Genomic DNA, 19,036 nt, shown 5'->3' with positions numbered 1-19,036 from the left:
GCAGTTTCTGGTCGCGTCGCCGTACAGTCAGGCCATGCGGACACGAGTCACCGAGATGTTCGGCATCGAGTTCCCCATCTACGCCTTCAGCCACTGCCGGGACGTCGTCGCGGCCGTCAGCCGGGCCGGCGGCATGGGTGTGCTGGGAGCCCTCTACTTCACCCCGGAGGAGCTCGAAACGGAGCTCAAGTGGATCGACGACCACGTCGACGGCAGGCCGTACGGCGTGGACGTGGTGATGCCCGCCTCCTACGCGGGGGCCGACCTCGGCGTCGACTCCCCCGAGGACCTCGTCGGCAGGCTGCAGGGCATGATCCCCGACGGCCACCGCGCCTTCGTGGAGAAGCTCCTCAGCTCCCACGGGGTCCCCCCGCTCGCCGCCGACAGCGATCCGGGCAAGGTGCTGCTCGGCTGGACGGACGCCACCGCCAGGCCCCAGGTCGAGGTGGCGCTCAAACACCCCATCGCGCTGCTCGCCAACGCGCTCGGGCCGCCGCCCGCCGACGTCGTCGAACTCGCCCACGCGAAGGGCGTCAAGGTCGCCGCCCTGGCCTCCACCCCCCGCCACGCCGTCAAGCAGGTCGAGGTCGGTGTGGACATCGTCGTCGCGCAGGGCACCGAAGCGGGCGGTCACACCGGCGAGATCTCCACCATGGTGCTGATCCCGCAGGTCGTCGACGCCGTGGACGTGCCCGTGCTCGCCGCCGGCGGCATCGGCACCGGCCGGCAGATGGCCGCCGGACTCGCCCTCGGGGCCGAGGGCGTCTGGACCGGCTCCCTCTGGCTCACCGTCGAGGAGGCCGACACACCCGAGATGGCCCGCCGGCGCATCCTCGAAGCCACCTCCCGCGACACCGTCCGCTCCCGCTCCTGGACCGGCAAGCCCGCCCGCCTGCTCAAGAACGAGTGGACCGACGCCTGGGAGACCACCGAATCGCCCGGCACCCTGCCGATGCCCCTCCAGTTCATGCTGGTCTCCGAGGCCCTGCGCCGCATCGGCCGATCCGACGCCGCCGAACTGGCCACGTTCCCGGCCGGGCAGATCATCGGCACGATGAACCAGGTCCGCTCCACCCGCGACGTGATCTTCTCCCTGGTCGAGGAGTACCTCCAGGCGACGGAACGCCTCACCCATCTCACCGAATGAGGCGCCCCCAGGTGGACGAGCGGGTGCCTGCCCTGATGCGGTAGTACAGCACATCAACGGCCGTCCTGGCGCTGGTCGATGCGAGTACCGGGGCGAGCAGCTCTGCGGCACGTGATGTTGTGGCTCGCATCGACCTAAATCGGACGTATAACGCGGCCCCGTAGCGTGACGCGCACCTCGGGCGGCACTCGGTCTTCCCGTCCGGGATGCGCGAAAGGGCTTGGATGAGGCGTGGGATGTGGGCGACGGCGGTGCTCGTCCTGTCGGCTGCCGTAGCAGGAGCGTGGGCAGGGCCCTGGTTCCGCGACGGCCCGGCGCCGCCGCCTTCCGGACCGTGGCCGATGACGGCCACGGTGCAGGTCAACATGTGCACGAAGAACGCCATCGATCCGAGATGCGACGGGGGGCCCCTCGCGACGAAGAAGGATGGCGAAGCCGTGCTGGCCAGGCTGCGGCTCATCCCCGGGATCTCGCGCGCGCGGATCACTCGCGAGCCGGGCGGCGTGGGCGAGGCGGCGTTCGTCAAGGCCGGCCTGGCCGATCGCGACGACTTCCCCTCGCTGAAGGCGGTGGTCGAGGCGATGCCGGGGGTGGGCAAGGCGATCGGTCTGGCGACAGACTTCTGGACGGGCAAGACGGAGGTCGGGATCTCCCTGTGCCCTGAGAAGGGGGTGGTGGACTCAGGGCCGTGCGCGGGGCGCGGGCCGGCCACGGAGGACGAGAAGGACACGATCTACCAGCGCCTGCGTGAGCTGCCGGAGGTCGCGGTGGTCTATTTCGCCGACCTCGCCTTCGTGTCGCGAGAAGCCAGGCACAGCGCTCGTGGGGGCATGAGCGGTGGATGGGAGTTGGTGCTGTCCAACCCGCCGGAGGAGTTCCACGTCAAGCTGGCCGGCGGCGGGGAGGCCGCGGCGGAGAAGGTCAGGAAGCTCGCCGAGGGGCTGCCCGGCGTTTTTGCGGCGCCTTGGGGGGATGCGTGATGGATGAGCAGAAGGACCCTCGGAGCGGTGGCGATCGGCGGGGTCGTGGTGACCCCGGCGAAGGTTGTGGACACCGCACTAGCGGGCGACGGTGATGCGGCGGCGGATGGCGGTGTTGTTCTCCAGTTCGTCAACCAGGGCCACGGCGTAGTCCTCGGCGCTGATGGTGCTCGTGCCGTCGGGGCCGGTGAGCAACTGGTCGCCGCCCCGGCGGTAGGAGCCGGTGCGCTCGCCCGGCGCGATCTCCGCCGCCGGTGAGAGGTAGGTCCAGTCCAGGTCGTCGGCCTGGGCGCGGAGCAGGTCCAGCAGTTCGGCCTGGGCCAGCGACTCGTTCTTGTAGACGGCGGGGAACGACGGCGTGTCGACGAGCCGCTCGCCCGGCGCCACCTCCAGGCTGCCCGCTCCGCCGACGACGAGCAGACGGCGGACGCCCGCCTTGCGGAGCCCGTCGAGCACGCCGAGCCCGACCGCGAGCAGCGGGGCCGCCGCCGCCGAGCCGTCGCGGGGCGGCGCGACCGCCAGGACCACGGCGTCGTGCCCGGCGGCGAGCGCGGCCACGGCGCGGGCGTCGCTCGCGTCTCCGGTCACCGTCTCGCCGGCGCCGCCACGGGTCACCCCGGTGACCTCGTGCCCCCGGGCCCTCGCTTCGGCGGCCACCCGGCTCCCGATCATTCCGGTGGCCCCGAACAGCAGAACTCTCATGAAATGTCTCCCTCTGGCGTCTCAGCAACTGGACAGTATCCATCGGATATCGGTTACTTCAACGTGCTATTGGTACCCTTTGGAAACCATGAAGCACGGAGATGCCTTCGACCCGAACTGCCCCACCCGTCTGGTCCTCGACCGGATCGGCGACAAGTGGACGGTGCTTGTCGTGCTTACCCTCAGTGACGGCAACCCACGCCGATTCACCGAACTGCGCAAAATGATCAACGGTGTCACCCCCAAGGTCCTCACCCAGACCCTGCGTGCGATGGCCCGCGACGGCCTCCTGACCAGACAGGTCTTCGCCGAGGTGCCCCCGCGCGTGGAGTACCGGCTGACCCCCCTCGGCCTGACCCTGCAGACTCCGATCAAGGCCATCACCGACTGGGCCGAGGCCAACGTCGACGAGGTGATGGCCGCCCGCGCGGCGGCGCTTTGACCCCGATCGGTACGCCAGGACCGCAGCGGCCTGCGAGCCTGACACCTGCACTCTCCGGCTCGCTCCGGCTCGCTCCGGCTCGCTCCGGCTCGCTCCGGCTCACTCAGGCGTTCGTGCGGGACGGCGATGCGGCTCACGCCGGGACGTGCGCCGCGCGGGTTTCGCGGCATCCGGACGGCCGGCGGCCGGGTCGTGACGGCGACCGGCCATGCGCCGCTGGCGGAGCGTGGCGCCACGGACCCCGGCCCGGTACGGCGCGTGGCGCCGACCGGGCTTGCCGTACGTCTTCGGGGCCGGCACTTTTCCGGCTGTCGTCTGGCGGCTTGCGGGTCAGATGTGGCGGATCACTCGGGCCGGGTTGCCCACGGCCACGACGTTGGCCGGGATGTCCTTCGTGACCACGGCTCCGGCGCCGATCACGCTGTTGGCGCCGATGGTGACCCCCGGGAGGACGATCGCGCCCCCGCCGATCCACACGTTGTCGCCGATCACGATCGGTTTGGCCGCCTCCAGTTTGTTGCGGCGCTGCTCCGGGTCGAGGGGATGGGTGGGGGTGAGCAGCTGGACGTTCGGGCCGATCTGGACGTCGGTGCCGATCGTGATCGAGGCGACGTCGAGCGCCGTCAGCCCGCTGTTGACGAACGTGCCGGGGCCGATGGTGATGTGGGCGCCGTAGTCGACGTGGAGGGGCGGTTTGACGTACGCGTTCTCGGCTATCGAGCCGAGGAGTTTCTCCAGCAGGGGCCGCGCCGCGTCCGGATCCTGCGCATATGTCTCGCTGTAGCGGTGGACGAGCCGGCTGGCCTCTCGCAGGGCCGCCAGAAGTTCGGGGTCGTCGACGTTGTAGAGGTCGCCGGCCAGCATGCGTTCGCGGTTGGTGCGGGTGTCGTCCGCTAAATGGTCAGCCACACGGGCGAGCGTACACAGTACGGCGGGCTTCGTCCGGGAGAGTCGTGAGGTGCCGCTGACCTAGAATTGCGGCCCATGTCGTCACCCATGGATGATCACCTGCCCAGTCTGCTCGCCGACGCGGCCCGGCTGCTGGGGGAACGAGCGGCGGGACTCGACACCCGGCCCGTCGCCGGCGACGCGGCACACCCGCCGCCGGTTCCGTTGCCTCGGGAAGGCGTCGGCGGCCTGGCCGCGCTGGAGACCTTTCTGCGCGACTGGGAGCCGGGGTTCTCCGGCAGCGCCGGCCCCCGTTACCTGGGGTTCGTCACCGGCGGGGCGACTCCCGCCGCCGTTCTCGGCGACTGGGCCGTCAGCGTCTTCGACCAGAACGTCATGTCCACCGGCGACTCCTGCGCGGCGGAACTGGAGAGCCAGACCATCGGATGGCTTCGCGAGATGTTCGGGCTGAGCCACCGGCACCACGGGATGACGGTCACGGGGGCGACGGCGGCGAACCTCGTCGGGCTCGCCATCGGCCGTGAGTGGCTCGGTGAGCAGCGGGGCACGATCGTCTCCGACGCGGGAGCCGCCGCCCTGGGGCCGGTCACCATCCTGTCCGGTTCCCCGCACGCCAGCGTCTACAAGGCCGCCTCCATCCTGGGCTTCGGCCGCGACTCGGTGCGGCAGGTGGCGACCCGGCCCGGCAGGGAGGCGGTGGACGTCGGCGCGCTGGCCACGGCGCTGCGGGAACGGCCGGACGAGCCGGTGATCGTGGTGGCGAACGCCGGTACGGTCAACACCGTCGACTTCGACGACCTGGCGGCGCTCGCCGAGCTTCGCGAGAGCCACCCGTTCTGGCTGCACGTCGACGGCGCGTTCGGAGCGTACGCCGCGCTGCTGGACAGCCGGCGACACCTGGTGGACGGGCTCGACGCCGCCGACTCGGTGTGCGTCGACCTGCACAAGTGGCTCAACGTCCCCTACGACTGCGGCGCCCAGTTCACCCGGCGCCGGGACCTGCAGGCACGGGTGTTCGCCAGCCTCGGCGCCTACCTGGGAGTCCTCGACGACGACCACCCGGAACCGGTCCACCTGACGGTCGAGAACTCCCGCCGCCTGCGAGCCCTGCCCGCGTGGATGACCCTGCTGGCCTACGGCCTGGACGGCCACCGGAAGATCGTGCAGGACTCCGTCGACCGGGCCGGCGAACTGGCCCGCCTGCTGGACGCCGATCCCGCCTGGCGCGTGCTCGCACCCGTCATCATGAACGTCGTCTGCTTCACACCGGCCGGCGAGCCTGACCCCGCCGCCGTCGCCCGGCTCCTCGAACGGGTCGGCGCCTCAGGCGAGGCGTTCCTCACTCCCACCGTCTACGCGGGTGTCCCGGCGATCCGGGCCGCGTTCAGCAGCTGGAAGACGACCGCCGACGACGTCGGCCGGGTCAAGGCCGCCCTGGACGCCGCCCACCGAGCCTCGTGAGTCGTCTCCGCCGGCGGCGTCCTCGATGCTCCACGGTGCGTGTTCACGTACGGCGCCAGCGGGACTCGCCGAAGCAGTAGCCGGCGAACAGGACGAGGCCGAGGGCGATCACGACGAGCAGCCAGGGGCCCACGGGGGTGTCGGCGAAGGATCTGAGGGTGGCGTCGATTCCCTTGGTCTTGTCCGGGTCATAGGCGATCGCGGCCTGGATGACGAAGACACCGGCCACGCCGGCGATGACGCCGCGCGCGATGTATCCGGCGAGGCCGAGCCGCTCCATCGTCGAGCGGGCGCGCGGGGACATCTGGCCGAGGTTGAGTTCCTCACGGAACTTCTTGGTGACCCCCTCGTGGACCCAGTAGACGCCGAGTCCGATGATGCCGAGGCCGATCAGGCCGACGAGGACCTGGCCGACGGGCAGGTCGAGGATCGTGCTGGTGAGGTCCTTGGACTTCTTGTCCTCCGACCCCGCGCCGCCCGAGAGGAGCACGGCCAGCAGGGTGACGAAGATCAGGACGTAGACGGCCGTCCGACCGGCCGACTTGGCCCGGTCGACAGTCTCGCGGCGGCCGATCGCCGCTTCGGAGAGCTGCCAGAGGGCCAGGGCCGCGAAGCCGACGACCATGATCCATAGAATGACCGCGCCGAAGGGCAGCTCGGCGACCGTGGAGATCGCGCCGCCCTTGTCCGCCTCCTGGCCGCCGCCGTCGCCGAACGCGATCTGCAGGGCCAGCACGCCGATCAGCGCGTAGAGCACGCCACGGCAGGCGAGCCCGAGACGGGCCAGGCGGTCGAGGGCCTGGCTGTTGGCCGCCTGGTGTGCGGTGGCGCGGGCCTGGTGGCCGGCGCGTGCGGGGGAGTTCATCGAGTGTCCCTTCTGGCCGGTGTCCTCTTGGTCGTCGAGGAGTCGCCGCGACCGCGCGAATGGCGGTCTCGGCCGAGGCGCCGTCGGTCTCGTCCCATCTGGGGGAGGTCTGTCATGACCTACCTCGCTGCCCTGACCGGAGCGCTTGGAACACGATCTTCGTGATGGCCGGCTACTGCTCGGCGAGAACTGGGAGGTCGTGGACCAGTACGCCGGCGTGCTGACCGCGGTGGTCATCGCCGCCTGCGTGCCGGCCGTGATCTGGTTCGTGGGGAGCAGGCTGCTCCGCCAACGGCGATCCAACGCCTGACCGGCGGTTGTGAAGGTGCCATATGGCCAAGGGGCGAGTCGTCGCGGCGCGCGGCCATGCGCACTGGAGGAGCGTGACGCCACGGACACCGGCCAGGTGCGGCGCGGGGCGCCGGGTGGGCTCGCCGTAAAGGATCAGCGGAACGCGGATCAGCGGCCGGAATAGGTTGCGGGGCGTTTTTCGCGGAAGGCGCGGGAGCCCTCCTTGGCGTCTTCGGAGCCGATCACGGGCCAGCCGAGGGCGTCTGAGATCTTGAGGGCTTCGGGTTCGGGGAGGGCGAGGGTCTCGCGGTAGGTGCGGAGGATCGCCTGGACGGCGAGGGGGCCGCAGGCGGCGATCTCGGCGGCGAGGCCGCGGGCGGCGAGGAGGGTCTGGCCGTCGGGGACGACGCGGTTGACGAGGCCCATGGTGAGGGCCTCCCCGGCGGTGACGGCGCGGCCGGTGAGGAGGAGGTCCATGGCGAAGGCGTAGGGGATCTGGCGGGGGAGGCGGACGGCGCTGCCGCCCATCGGGAAGAGGCCGCGGCGGGCTTCGAAGAGTCCGAGGGTGGCGGATTCGGCGACCACGCGCAGGTCGGTGCCGACGAGGAGTTCGGTGCCGCCGGCGACGGCGTGGCCTTCGACGGCGCAGACGATGGGCTTGGTGGGGAGGGCGCCGGTGTCGCGGAGGAGGCCCTTCCAGTGGTAGTCGGGGATCTCCGAGGCGCGTTGCCGTACCCGGGGGTCGGCGGAGGGGACGGCCATGGCCTTGAGGTCGGCGCCGGCGCAGAAGGTGCCGTTCGCGCCGGTCAGGATGCCGACGCGGACGCCGGGTTCGGCGGAGATGTAGGCCCAGGCGTCGGCGAGCCCGACCAGCATGTCGGTGGAGAGCGCGTTCTTGGCCTCGGGCCGGTCCATGGTGACGATGACGAGATGGCCGTCGCGCTCGACGCGGCAGTGCGGGGTGCTGATGGGCAGTACTTCCACAGTGCGGCCTCCACATTGATCAAGCGCTTGCTAGGCGCATCCTAGACCGCCGTCCCGGCGCACGAAAGCCCGTGGACGGACCGTCCGCCGAAGCGCGGGAACCCGACTGGATCAAGCGCTTGCTCGGTATAGTCGCCCCGGGTTAGTCTGCCGCTGCGTACTAGAACAGATTCTTGTTCGCATCCTCCGGTACCGCCAGGGCCCCCGCCGGGGAAAGGCGCTCCGAAGCCTCGCGGACGAACCGGACAAGGGAGTTCCGGATGGGCACGCTCGGTTTCTGGCGGCTGGCGCAGGCGGACCCCGGATGGATCGCCGCCGTCGATCCGGACGGCACCGAGCACCGGGCGGGAGACCTGCTCGCGCGGGCGAACCGGCTGGTCCACGGGCTCAGGGAGCTGGGACTGCGGCCGGGGGACGGCATCTGCGGGCTGGCCCCCAACGGGGTGGACGGGCTGGTCCTCTACCTCGCCGCGTTACAGGCCGGCTGGTACTACACGCCGGTCAACTGGCACCTGACCGGCCCGGAGATCGAGTACATCGTGGCGGACAGCGAGGCCAGGGCGTTCTTCGTGCACGAGCGCTTCGCCGGGGAAGGCGCCCGCGGAGCCCGCGCCATCGAACCCCACCGCCGCTTCGCCTTCGGCGACATCGACGGCTTCCGGCCGGTCGCCGACCTCACCGACGGCCGACCCGCCGACCCCCCCGAGGCCCGTACGGCGGGCACCGCCATGCACTACACCTCGGGGACCACCGGCCGGCCCAAGGGGGTGCGGCGGCCGTTGAGCGGCCTGGACCCCGACGACGCCGCCGAACTGATGGCCTTCCTGCCCAGCCTCTTCGGCATCACCCCGGGCCGGCCCAACGCGCACCTGGTCACCTCGCCGAGCTATCACACGGCGGTCACCCAGTTCGGCGGAACGGCGCTGCACATGGGTCACACACTGGTCTACATGGACAGGTGGGACGCGGAGGAGACGCTGCGGCTCTGCGAGCGGTACCGGGTCACTAACTCCCATATGGTGCCGACTCACTTCAAACGCCTCCTCTCCCTCCCAGACGAGATCCGCACAAAATACGATTTATCGTCGCTTAGGTGGATGATCCACGCCGCCGCGCCCTGCCCCGTCCCGGTGAAGTGGGCGATGCTCGAATGGTGGGGCGACTGCATCTACGAGTACTACGCGGCCACCGAGGGCGGCGGCACCCTCGCGACGCCTGAGGGCTGGCGGTCGCATCCCGGCACGGTCGGCACCGCCTGGCCGATCAGCGAGCTGCTCATCGTGGACGACGACCACCGGCCCGTCCCGGTGGGGACCCCCGGCACGATCTACATGAAGATGGCCGGGGTCGCCTTCGAGTACAAGGGCGACCGCGCCAAGACCGAGGCGAACCGGCTCAAGGACCACTTCACCGTCGGCGACATCGGCTACCTCGACGCCGACGGCTACCTGTTCCTCTGCGACCGCAAGGCCGACATGATCATCTCCGGCGGGACCAACATCTACCCCGCCGAGATCGAGAACGAGCTGATGGTCCACCCCAAGGTGGCCGACGTGGCCGTCTTCGGCATCCCCGACGAGGAGTGGGGCGAGCAGATCAAGGCCGTCATCGAACCCGCCCCGGGCCATCGACCCGGACCCGAGCTGGCCGAGGAGATCCTCGGCTCGCTGCGCGGCAGGCTCGCCGGCATGAAGTGGCCCAAGTCGGTCGACTTCATCGCGGAGATGCCCCGCGAACCCAACGGCAAGCTGCTGAAACGCAAGCTGCGCGATCCCTACTGGGAGGGCCACGACCGTGCGATCTGAGCACGTCCTCGAATTCCCCGGCGGCTACACCAGGACGACGGGCCCGGTGATCGGGCGCTTCCTCACCGAGTTGCGCGACGCCCGGCTCGTCGGGGTCCGGACCGCGCAGGGCAGGGTGCTGGTGCCGCCGCTGGAGTACGATCCGGCGACGGGCGAGCCGGTCACCGGCGAGTGGGTCCCGGTCGGCCCGGCGGGCACGGTCGAGAGCTGGGCCTGGGTGGGCACACCGCGCCCCGGCCATCCGCTGGCCACGCCGTTCGCCTGGGCGCTGATCAGGCTGGACGGCGCCGACACCGCGCTGGTCCACGCGGTGGACGCGGGCTCGGCCAAGGCCATGCGCCCGGGACTGCGCGTCCGGCCCCGCTGGCGGGCCGAACGGGCCGGGCACATCACCGACATCGAGAGCTTCGTGCCGGAGGTCACCGGGATGGTCGCGCCGATCCGCCTGACCTACCAGATCCAGCCGGGCGAGGCGCTCTCCCGTTTCCTGGCGAAGGTGCGCGACGGCATCCTCCTCGGCGGGCGCTGCGACTCCTGCCACGCGGTCTACGTGCCGTTCCGGAGCGCCTGCCCGCAGTGCGGCACCCCGATCACCGAGGAGGTCGAGCTCCCCGACACCGGCACGATCACCACCTTCGCGATCAACAACCTGCCCGACCCGCGCGCCCCCGAGGTCCCCTTCGTCTCGGCCTACATCCTGCTCGACGGCGCCGACGTGCCGATGATCGCCCTGGTCGGCGGGGTGCCCGCACACGAGGTACGGCAGGGCATGCGGGTGCGGGCCGTGTGGGTGCCCGAGGCGGAACGGACGGCGTCGATGGCCAACATCAAGTGGTTCGCCCCCACCGGCGAACCGGACGTGGAGCTGTAGCCGATGCGTGACGTAGCGGTGGTGGCGTTCGCCCAGACCACACACACCGGGCACGACGCCGGGCTGACCGAACCCGAGCTGATCGGCCCGCTGATCAACGACATCCGCGCCCGCTCGGGCCTGCGGACCTTCGGCTTCACCTGCTCGGGGAGCTGCGACTACCTGGCGGGCGCGCCGTTCTCCTTCGTCTCCGCGCTCGACGCGATCGGCGCCTGGCCGCCGATCTCCGAAAGCCACGTCGAGATGGACGCCGCCTGGGCCCTGTACGAGGCGTGGGTGCGACTCCAGCACGGCGACATCGACTCCGCCCTGGTCTACGGCTTCGGCAAGTCCTCACAGGGCGACCTGCGCGAGATCATGACCCTCCAGCTCGACCCCTACTACCTCGCCCCGCTCGGCCTCGACCAGGTCTCCTTCGCCGCCCTCCAGGCGGCCGCGCTCGCCGCCGACCGCACCACCCTCGACGAGATCGTACGGCGCAGCCGCGCAGCCGGCCGGGCCAACCCGCACGCGCTGGACCTGCCGGAGCCGATGGCCGGGGAGTTCGAGGTCGAGCCGCTCATGCCGTACGACATCGCGCCGATCACGGACGGGGCGGCGGCGGTCGTGCTCGCGGCGGGTGACCTGGCCGGGGAGCTGTGCGAGCGGCCCGCCTGGATCAGCGGGATCGCGCACCGCATCGAACCGCACTACCTGGGGATGCGGGACCTCGCCCGGTCCGTCTCCACCGCCGACGCCGGGCGGGTGGCGGGCTCGGGCAAGGGACGCCTCGACGTGGCGGAGCTGCACACGCAGTTCAGCCACGAGGAGCCGATCCTGCGGGCCGCGCTCGATCTGGGCGCGGACACGATCGTCAACCCGAGCGGCGGGCCGCTGGCCGCCAACCCGGTGATGGCGACCGGCCTGATCAGGATCGGCGAGGCGGCGGCCCGGATCCTGGACGGCAGCGCCGGCCGTACTCTCGGGCACGCCACCTCGGGGCCCTGTCTGCAGCACAACCTCGTCACCGTGATGGAGGCCCGATGAGCAACAGGTGCGCGGTCATCGGGGTCGGTCAGACGAAATATCAGACCAGGCGGTTGGACGTCTCGATCGCCGGGCTCGTCCGGGAGGCGGCGCTGCGGGCGCTCCAGGACGCCGGGCTGACCTTCGCGGACATCGACGCCGTGGTGATCGGCAAGGCGCCCGACCTGTTCGAGGGCGTGATGATGCCCGAGGCGTACCTCGCGGACGCGCTCGGCGCGGCGGGCAAACCGATGATGCGGGTGCACACGGCGGGCAGCGTCGGCGGGTCCACCGCGCTGGTCGGCGCGTCGCTGATCCAGGGCGGCGTGCACGAGCGGGTGCTGGTGGTGGCCTTCGAGAAGCAGTCCGAGTCGAACGCGACCTGGGCCCTGTCGACCCACGTGCCGTTCAGCGCCTCGCTGGTCGTCGGCGCGGGCGGCTACTTCGCCCCGCACATCCGCGAGTACATGCGCCGCACCGGCGCCCCCGGGCACATCGGCACCCTCGTCGCCGTCAAGGACCGGCTCAACGCGCTGAAGAACCCCTACGCGCACCTGCGGATCCCCGGCATCGACCGGAAGACGGTGGAGGCGACCCCGATGCTGTGGGAGCCGATCCGCTACCTGGAGACCTGCCCGTCCTCCGACGGCGCGTGCGCGATGGTGCTCAGCTCGGAGGCGGCGGTGACCGGCACGCCCGCCTGGGTGCACGGCACGGCGATGCGCTCCGAGCCGATCTTCCGGGCCGGCCGCGACACGGTGAGCCCGCAGGCGGGCAAGGACTGCGCGGCCGACGTCTACCGGCAGGCGGGCATCACCGACCCGCGCGGGGAGCTCGACGTCGCCGAAGTCTACGTGCCCTTCTCCTGGTATGAGCCGATGTGGCTGGAGAACCTGGGCTTCGCCGCGGATGGCGAGGGCTGGAAGCTGACCGAGTCGGGGGCCACCGCCCTCGACGGCGACATCCCGTGGAACGCCTCGGGCGGCGTGCTGTCCGCCAACCCGATCGGCGCCTCCGGCCTGATCCGGTTCGCCGAGGCCGCGTTGCAGGTCAGGGGCAGGGCGGGCGAGCACCAGGTGGACGGCGCACGCCGCGCGCTCGGCCACGCGTACGGCGGGGGCGCCCAGTTCTTCGCCATGTGGATCGTCGGAAGCGAGAAGCCCTAACCGGACCGAAGGAGCCTCCCCGATGGAGTTCAACCACGCCGACCTGTTCGAGGGTCTCGCCGACGCGATCGGGGACCGCGTCGCCGTCGTCTGCGCCGGCCGCCGCGTCACCTACGCCGAACTCGACGCGACGGCGAACCGGCTCGCACACCACCTCACCGAGGCAGGCGTACGGCAGGGCCAGCATGTGGGCATCCATCTCTACAACGGCGTCGAGTACGTCGCCGGGATGCTGGCGGTGCTCAAGATCCGTGCGGTGCCCGTCAACGTCAACTACCGCTACGTCGAGTCCGAGCTGCTCTACCTCTACCACGACTCCGACATCGTGGCGCTGCTGTTCGACGTGGAGTTCGACGAGCGGGTGGCCTCGGTCGCGCCGCTGGCTCCGGAGCTGCGCCACCTGATCGCGGTGGGCGGGGTCACGACGGTCGAGGGCGCCGTGCCGTACGAGGAGGCGCTGGCGGGACAGCCGGAGACGCGCGGCTTCCCCGCGCGGTCCGGCGACGACCTCTACATCATCTACACCGGCGGCACCACCGGCATGCCGAAGGGCGTGATGTGGCGCAACGAGGACCTGTTCATGGCCTTCGGCGGCGGCAACCCGTACGGCGAGCCGCGCAAGACGCCGGAGGAGGTGATCGAGGCGGCGCTCGCGGCCGGGCCGGTGATCATGATGGCGGTGCCGCCGCTGATGCACGGGGCGGCGCAGATGGCCACCTTCATCGCCTTCTGGATGGGCGCCACGATGGTCTACGTGCGTAAGTTCGACCCGGTCGACGTGCTCCAGACCGTCTCGCGGGAGAAGGTCATCACGATGAACATCACCGGGGACGCCATGGCCAGACCGCTGGCCGAGGAGATCGCACGCGGCGGCCACGACCTGTCGTCACTCGTGGTGATCAGCTCCACCGGGGCCATCCTGACCGGGACCGTGCGCGACCGGCTCCAGGAACTGCTGCCCGGCACGATGATCCTGGACAGCTTCGGCTCGACCGAGTCGGGCTACACGGCCTCGGGCGTCGCCGGGTCCTCGCCGGAGTCGGGCCTGAGATACCAGCCCACCGCCGCCGCGAACCTGGTGGTGCTGGACGAGATGCTGAAGCCGGTCATTCCCGGCTCCGGCGGCATGGGCATCGTCGCCAAGTCGGGCCGGATCGCCTTCGGCTACTACAACGACCCGGACAAGACGGAGCGGACGTTCGTGACCGACGCGGCCGGCACCCGCTGGCTGCTCACCGGCGACCTCGCCACGGTCGAGGAGGACGGCACGATGACCGTCTTCGGCCGGGGCTCGGGCTGCATCAACACCGGCGGCGAGAAGGTGTTCCCCGAGGAGGTCGAGGCGGTGTTGAAGGGGCATCCGGCGGTCTTCGACGCGGTGGTCACCGGGGTTCCCGACGAGCGCTGGGGGAGCAGGGTGGCGGCCGTCGTCGAACCCCGCCCCGGCCTGCCGCCCACGGCCGACGAACTCGACGCGCACTGCCGCGAACGGTTATCCGGCTACAAGGTGCCCCGCAGCTACGCCTTCGTCGCCGAGATGGTCCGCTCACCCGCGGGCAAGGCCGACTACCGGTGGGCCCGCGACATCGTGCTGGCCGCCGGCTCCTGACCCCCGCCGATCGTCACGCCTTGGCGGGCTCGCCCGACAGGGCGGCGACGGCTCCCATCCCCAGATAGATCACGCCGCTGCCCACATCGAGGCGGCGGCGTGCCCTGGGCGAGCGCCTCAACCCGCCCGCCAGCGTCGAGGAGAGCAGGGCGTAGGCGCCGTCGGTGGCCATCCCGAGCCCGATCAACAGCATTCCGAGCAGCACGATCTGCGGCGCCACCGGCCCGGCCTCCGGCACCACGAAATGGGGGAGGAACGCCAGGAAGAAGAGCGCCGTCTTCGGGTTGAGCGCGTTGACCACGAACCCCTCCCAGAACAGCCGCTTCCTGGAGGCGGGCACCATCTCGGCGGCCTCGGTCTCCTTCGAGGCGCCCATCAGCTTCCGGACGCCCAGCCAGACCAGGTAGGCGACCCCGAGATACTTCACGATGGTGAAGGCGACCGACGATGCCGCCAGCAGCGCGCTGATCCCCAGTGCCGCCGCCACCACGTGCACGACCGACCCGGCGTGCACCCCGAGCATCGACACCAGCCCGGCCCCTCGCCCCTGCGCCACACTCCGGGTGACGATATAGACCACCGCCGGTCCGGGCACCAGCAACAGGGCCAGCGCAGCCACGCAGAAGAGGGCAAGAGTCGCGAGATCGGGCATGCCGGAGATAGTACGTCCCACCGCCATTATCCCGCACCCCCATTCGGACAGGACGAGTGTGCAGGCCGACGACCACTGGTGGTCGCCCGTCGTCGGCTGGTCGACGTGTAGATCGACGTCGGGCACCCGGTCGGCGAGCCACTGCAGGCTGAAGTCATCCACTCCGAGGGCTCTGACAGGCCGAGCAGAGGTGATGATCGCTACCTTGATCACGGACTCTTCTCTTCTTGGTCGGTCGTTCAGGAATGGGCGGGGCTCGCGGCCGGACGCTCACCGGCGGCGGGGCCCTGCGCCGGCGTCGCCGGCCCGGAGCGCAGCATGATGAGCCCGACGATGACGGCGGTGACGAGGAGGCCGGCGCCGACGCCGAATGCCAGGTGATAGCCGGCGTTCAGCGCCGAGACGGTGTGCTGCCCGCCGGCGGCCAGAGCGTCGGTGTGGCCCGAGGCCAGCGCGGCCAAGGTTGCCAGGCCGAGTGCGCCACCGACCTGCGCTCCTGTTCCGGCCAGGCCGGAGGCGAGCCCGGCGTCGCCGGGGTGGACGCCCGACATGGCGAGGGTGATTACGGCGGGCATCGCCAGGCCGGCGCCCGCCCCGAGCAGTACCATCGACGGCAGGACGTCCAGCGCGTATCCGCCGTCCACCGGGCTGCGAGTGAACAACGCGAGCGCCGTCGTGATGAGCGTGAGACCTGTCAGCAGGACGGCGCGCGGCCCGAAGCGTGTGTTCAACCGCGCGGACAGGCCGAGTGAGACGACCGCCAGCACCAGCGCGATGGGGAGCCCCGCCAGGCTGGTCTCGGCCGCGCCGTAACCCAGGACCCGCTGCATGTACAAGACGGTGAGGAACTGGAATCCGGACATGCCCGCCACCATCAGGACCTGGACGAGGTTGGCGCCCGACAGGTTGCGCGAGCGGAAGACGCGCAGCGGCATCAGCGGGCTCCTGGCCTTGGCCTGGCGGGCGGCGAACCCCGCGAGCAGGATGATGGACAGGGCGCCGAAGCCGAGCGTGTGCGCTGATCCCCAGCCGTGCTCCTCGACCTTGACGATGGTGTAGACGCCGACCATCAGGCCCGCGGTGACCAGAAAGGCGCCTGCGACGTCGGCCCCCGCGGCGAGACCGAGCCCACGATCGGTGACCAGCAGGCGTACGGCCAGCACCGCGGCCACGAGTCCAACGGGTACGTTGACGAAGAAGATCCAGTGCCAACCGGCGGCCTGGGCCAGAATGCCCCCGGCGGTACCGCCGATCGCGCCACCGGCGGCCGCGACGAAGCCGATCGCCCCGATCGCCTTGGCCATCTCACGTGGCTCCTGGAAGATCGTCACGATGATGCCCATGACCACGGCCGAGGCCATCGCCCCGCCGGCTCCCTGAACGAACCGGGCGGCGACCAGCATCTCCTGGCTCACCGACATCCCGCACAGTAGCGAGGCCGCGGTGAACACGAGCAGGCCGATGACGAACATGCGCTTGCGGCCGATCAGGTCGCCCAACCGCCCGGACAACAGCAACAGGCCGCCGAAGGCGATCATGTAGGCGTTCACGACCCAGGCCAGACCCGCCGAAGAGAAGCCCAGATCGTTCTGGATGGCCGGCAACGCCACGTACACGATGCTGGAGTCAATAATGATCATTAGTTGTACGGCGCTGAGCACGGCGAACGCGCGCCAGCGCAAACCCCGGGCCGGTGGAGCGTCGTGGGTCATGTGCGTGCACTCCTGATAGGGCAAGAGGGGGGATGGCACCCCCCGGGGAAGCGGTCACTTCTCCCCCGGCACATGACCGTAGGATGAGCAACAGAGATGCTCAATGCTTCAAAATCTTACATTTATACTCCATCGTCTCTATTGCTGGATGCAGCGATATGCTCCGCTCATGGATGTGCTCAGTGACGTGATCGTGGCCATGCGCGTTGGACGCCCCGCCTCCGCGCGCGTGCGACGACATGGTCCGTGGGGGCGGCGCTATCCGTCCGTGCCGGGGGCCGCCTTCCACGTGATCCTCCAAGGGACGTGCTGGCTGCTCCCTCCGGACGGCGCCCCCATCGCGCTGGGCCCGGGAGACGTGGTGTTCCTTCCCCGGGGGGTTGATCACGGGCTGGCCGACACTCCCTCCACCCCCTTGACCGAACCCTTCTGCGCCCCCGGAGAGAACGGCCTCCACTTCGGGCAACGAGAGGAGTTCCCTCCGGACGCGGCGGCGCAGGGCTCAGGCGTTCCCAGCGTGACCCTGTGCGGCGCCTACCAGTTCGCCCCTTCCCGCGCGCACCCACTCCTGAACGACCTCCCCCAGATCGTTCACCTGCCGGCTCGGCTCGGCCACCATCTCGAGCTCCGCGCTGCCGTCGATCTCCTCGGCGGCGAGCTGGCGAACTCCCGCCTCGGCTCCGACGCCGTCGTGCCCGCCCTCCTGGACGTGCTCCTGCTGTTCATCCTGCGCGCCTGGTTCGCCGAACAGCCCGAGCACGGCACTGCCACCGGCTGGGCTGCGGCGCTGGGTGACCCGGCGATCGTCGCGGCTCTGGGCGGCATCCATCGCGATCCCGCCCGGCAGTGGACGGTCGAGGAACTGGGAGTGCAAGCCGGGCTCTCCCGTGCGGCCTTCGCCCGCCGATTCACCGCCCTGGTCGGCCAGCCGCCGCTCACCTACCTGACCTGGTGGCGCCTGACCACTGCGGCACGGCTCCTACGCGACTCCGACGCGCCCCTGAACGCCGTGGCCCAGCAGGTCGGCTACACCTCGGAGTTCGCCTTCGCCAACGCCTTCAAACGGGAGTACGGCACCGCGCCCGGCAAATACCGGCGACCAGGCAAAATGAGAACCCAGAGCGATGACCTCAACACAGTGGCTGGCAGAGATGGTGACCGGCGCGGTCGGTGAGTACGAGGAGAAGGCCAGCCTCGAAGCCATCTGCACACGTGACGCCGACAAGCTCCCGGCCGGTGGGCGATTTGAGGTGCGTCGATACGGCAAGAATTGCGGGTGCGGCTCTATCCCATGTGCCGGATACCTGTAAGTATTCCGTGTTGCTGGCTGAGTACCTGCCCCAGTCGCATTACATCCGGGCGAGCGAATTGGTGCAGGACACCGCTCCGCACCTGCTCCAACGTCGGTGGCACGATTCTGGTCGCCCACCACAGGCCACCCAGCACGCAGAGCCGCCACCCGGGGTAAGTGCAGGCCAGCGCTTCACGATGCAGATCGTCGATGGCGCTGAGTGCGGAACACTGCCATGTAGATGGCGCAGGCAAGCAGGTCTGCGCGCCCGATTGCTCGCGCGCCGTGCGGGCCGTCGCATTCTCGCCGTCCTCGTACGGATGCGGCAGCCAAGCGGCAGAAGAGGCACTTGGCCTGCCCTGGGAGTCCATCAGACGTCGCCACCTTCGACGAGTATGCCGCCGGTGCGTTCATCACGCCCCATGCGCATCAGCACCGGGCTATAGATGTAAAGCGGGGCACGGGAGACACAGTCGAGCATGGCCGCGCGGAGTGTTCCGGCGGCGCCTCGATCGGGCATACCGCACATGGTCTGAAACAGGTCGAGGACCGCGCGGTGACGGAAGCCGGTGACGCCGGAGCGCCTGCGTCCGTGGCCGTTGTCAGCGTCCCACACGTAAATCGTCCGTGTGTCCCGGGGAGGTGTCCACGCGTCTTGGCTTGCCAAGACGTAGAGGAATTCGCTGTGACCGCTCACCGGATCAGCGCCCGGCTTCCGTCCTCTACCGCCCGCATCTGTTCGACGAGTTCCCCGGCGCTGTCCGCCTGCACGATCAGCAGACCCTGGCAGTTCCACGCGGGGATGGCGAAGAAGCGACTGGACGCCACGCCGTACCAGATGACCCAGCCTGGCTCGATCATGTCGAGATGCGTGGCAAGGGCCTTGCTGTAGGAGCCGAATTTCTGGTGGGTAGCGATCATTCGCCAGGTGCCGACCGTGTGCTGCGCTTTTCTATAGCGATGCATAATGCGCACCTCCAGTGTGCGATCAAGGGCATGCCAGGCGAATCGCTTCGTCTCGGCGGGTCCACCTGTTTCCACCGAAGGGAAGAATGGCCCCACCACACCGGCCCTGAGGAGTAGCGTTCAATTCGCTGATGGCAACGCTATGGTCGGCGCAGCCGCCCCAGAACTGACCGCGAGT

19 protein-coding genes are annotated in these 19,036 nt (G+C 70.3%); 11 read left to right on the top strand and 8 right to left on the bottom strand.

Annotated features, from left to right (window positions below; all coding sequences use genetic code 11):
* Positions 1-34: 34 nt before the first annotated feature.
* Both MBA17_RS23495 and MBA17_RS23490 read left to right on the top strand, forming a co-directional pair.
* Positions 35-1,147 (top strand): NAD(P)H-dependent flavin oxidoreductase, encoded by a 1,113-nt coding sequence (locus MBA17_RS23495; protein WP_238498707.1) that lies wholly within the window; start codon positions 35-37, stop codon positions 1,145-1,147.
* Between the two features lie 224 nt (positions 1,148-1,371).
* Positions 1,372-2,127: a cell division FtsX domain-containing protein gene (locus MBA17_RS23490; RefSeq protein ID WP_238498706.1), complete on the top strand. Its 756-nt coding sequence runs from the start codon at positions 1,372-1,374 to the stop codon at positions 2,125-2,127.
* 78 nt (positions 2,128-2,205) lie between these two features.
* Here MBA17_RS23490 and MBA17_RS23485 read toward each other — a convergent pair whose 3' ends face one another.
* The gene (locus MBA17_RS23485) at positions 2,206-2,829 is read right to left on the bottom strand and encodes an NAD(P)-dependent oxidoreductase (protein ID WP_238498705.1); all 624 of its coding nucleotides are present in this window, start codon (positions 2,827-2,829) and stop codon (positions 2,206-2,208) included.
* 88 nt (positions 2,830-2,917) lie between these two features.
* Here MBA17_RS23485 and MBA17_RS23480 point away from each other — a divergent pair, with 88 nt between their 5' ends.
* Complete coding sequence (locus tag MBA17_RS23480; RefSeq protein ID WP_238498704.1) at positions 2,918-3,271, top strand: winged helix-turn-helix transcriptional regulator; 354 nt, start codon at positions 2,918-2,920, stop codon at positions 3,269-3,271.
* A 330-nt stretch (positions 3,272-3,601) separates the two neighbouring features.
* Here the strand turns inward: MBA17_RS23480 and MBA17_RS23475 are convergent, their stop codons facing one another.
* Positions 3,602-4,135 (bottom strand): sugar O-acetyltransferase, encoded by a 534-nt coding sequence (locus MBA17_RS23475; RefSeq protein ID WP_238498740.1) that lies wholly within the window; start codon positions 4,133-4,135, stop codon positions 3,602-3,604.
* A 120-nt stretch (positions 4,136-4,255) separates the two neighbouring features.
* Between MBA17_RS23475 and MBA17_RS23470 the strand changes: the two genes are divergently transcribed.
* Positions 4,256-5,641 (top strand): pyridoxal phosphate-dependent decarboxylase family protein, encoded by a 1,386-nt coding sequence (locus MBA17_RS23470; RefSeq protein WP_238498703.1) that lies wholly within the window; start codon positions 4,256-4,258, stop codon positions 5,639-5,641.
* 43 nt (positions 5,642-5,684) lie between these two features.
* Here the strand turns inward: MBA17_RS23470 and MBA17_RS23465 are convergent, their stop codons facing one another.
* A complete protein-coding gene (locus MBA17_RS23465) occupies positions 5,685-6,506 on the bottom strand; it encodes a DUF1206 domain-containing protein (protein ID WP_238498702.1) in 822 nt (273 codons plus the stop codon).
* Between the two features lie 145 nt (positions 6,507-6,651).
* Between MBA17_RS23465 and MBA17_RS23460 the strand changes: the two genes are divergently transcribed.
* Positions 6,652-6,816: a hypothetical protein gene (locus tag MBA17_RS23460; protein ID WP_238498701.1), complete on the top strand. Its 165-nt coding sequence runs from the start codon at positions 6,652-6,654 to the stop codon at positions 6,814-6,816.
* A gap of 149 nt (positions 6,817-6,965) precedes the next feature.
* Here the strand turns inward: MBA17_RS23460 and MBA17_RS23455 are convergent, their stop codons facing one another.
* Positions 6,966-7,781, bottom strand: a complete 816-nt coding sequence (locus tag MBA17_RS23455) for a crotonase/enoyl-CoA hydratase family protein (protein ID WP_238498700.1) — start codon at positions 7,779-7,781, stop codon at positions 6,966-6,968.
* A 260-nt stretch (positions 7,782-8,041) separates the two neighbouring features.
* On the opposite strand from MBA17_RS23455, the gene MBA17_RS23450 reads away from it, so the two are divergent.
* From MBA17_RS23450 to MBA17_RS23430, 5 genes are read left to right on the top strand one after another with little or no spacing between them, the layout of a single operon-like run.
* Complete coding sequence (locus tag MBA17_RS23450; protein WP_238498699.1) at positions 8,042-9,586, top strand: acyl-CoA synthetase; 1,545 nt, start codon at positions 8,042-8,044, stop codon at positions 9,584-9,586.
* Positions 9,576-10,457 carry a Zn-ribbon domain-containing OB-fold protein gene (locus tag MBA17_RS23445; RefSeq protein WP_238498698.1) on the top strand — a complete coding sequence of 294 codons (882 nt, stop codon included), beginning with the start codon at positions 9,576-9,578 and terminating at the stop codon, positions 10,455-10,457. Before MBA17_RS23450 ends, MBA17_RS23445 begins: the two co-directional genes overlap by 11 nt.
* Positions 10,458-10,460: 3 nt before the next feature.
* The gene (locus MBA17_RS23440) at positions 10,461-11,483 is read left to right on the top strand and encodes a thiolase domain-containing protein (RefSeq protein ID WP_238498697.1); all 1,023 of its coding nucleotides are present in this window, start codon (positions 10,461-10,463) and stop codon (positions 11,481-11,483) included.
* Positions 11,480-12,628, top strand: coding sequence for a thiolase domain-containing protein (locus MBA17_RS23435; RefSeq protein ID WP_238498696.1), 1,149 nt, complete (start codon positions 11,480-11,482; stop codon positions 12,626-12,628). Before MBA17_RS23440 ends, MBA17_RS23435 begins: the two co-directional genes overlap by 4 nt.
* A 22-nt stretch (positions 12,629-12,650) precedes the next feature.
* Positions 12,651-14,237: an acyl-CoA synthetase gene (locus MBA17_RS23430; RefSeq protein ID WP_238498695.1), complete on the top strand. Its 1,587-nt coding sequence runs from the start codon at positions 12,651-12,653 to the stop codon at positions 14,235-14,237.
* Between the two features lie 13 nt (positions 14,238-14,250).
* On the opposite strand, the gene MBA17_RS23425 is transcribed toward MBA17_RS23430, so the two are convergent.
* Positions 14,251-15,051 (bottom strand): LysE family translocator, encoded by an 801-nt coding sequence (locus MBA17_RS23425; RefSeq protein WP_238498694.1) that lies wholly within the window; start codon positions 15,049-15,051, stop codon positions 14,251-14,253.
* A 77-nt stretch (positions 15,052-15,128) separates the two neighbouring features.
* Positions 15,129-16,601, bottom strand: a complete 1,473-nt coding sequence (locus tag MBA17_RS23420) for an MFS transporter (RefSeq protein WP_238498693.1) — start codon at positions 16,599-16,601, stop codon at positions 15,129-15,131.
* Between the two features lie 169 nt (positions 16,602-16,770).
* On the opposite strand from MBA17_RS23420, the gene MBA17_RS23415 reads away from it, so the two are divergent.
* Positions 16,771-17,775, top strand: a complete 1,005-nt coding sequence (locus tag MBA17_RS23415; protein ID WP_238498692.1) for an AraC family transcriptional regulator — start codon at positions 16,771-16,773, stop codon at positions 17,773-17,775.
* A 487-nt stretch (positions 17,776-18,262) separates the two neighbouring features.
* On the opposite strand, the gene MBA17_RS23410 is transcribed toward MBA17_RS23415, so the two are convergent.
* Together MBA17_RS23410 and MBA17_RS23405 are read right to left on the bottom strand one after the other, a co-directional pair.
* Complete coding sequence (locus MBA17_RS23410; RefSeq protein WP_238498691.1) at positions 18,263-18,508, bottom strand: hypothetical protein; 246 nt, start codon at positions 18,506-18,508, stop codon at positions 18,263-18,265.
* 77 nt (positions 18,509-18,585) lie between these two features.
* Positions 18,586-18,933 carry a hypothetical protein gene (locus MBA17_RS23405; RefSeq protein ID WP_238498690.1) on the bottom strand — a complete coding sequence of 116 codons (348 nt, stop codon included), beginning with the start codon at positions 18,931-18,933 and terminating at the stop codon, positions 18,586-18,588.
* Positions 18,934-19,036 lie beyond the last annotated feature (103 nt).

This window comes from Dolomitihabitans soli, assembly GCF_022213955.1.
GTDB classification, from domain to species: Bacteria; Actinomycetota; Actinomycetes; order Streptosporangiales; family Streptosporangiaceae; genus Streptosporangium_A; species Streptosporangium_A soli.
Note: the sequence above shows the minus strand (reverse complement) of the source record. Positions and strands in the feature narration are given on the sequence as shown.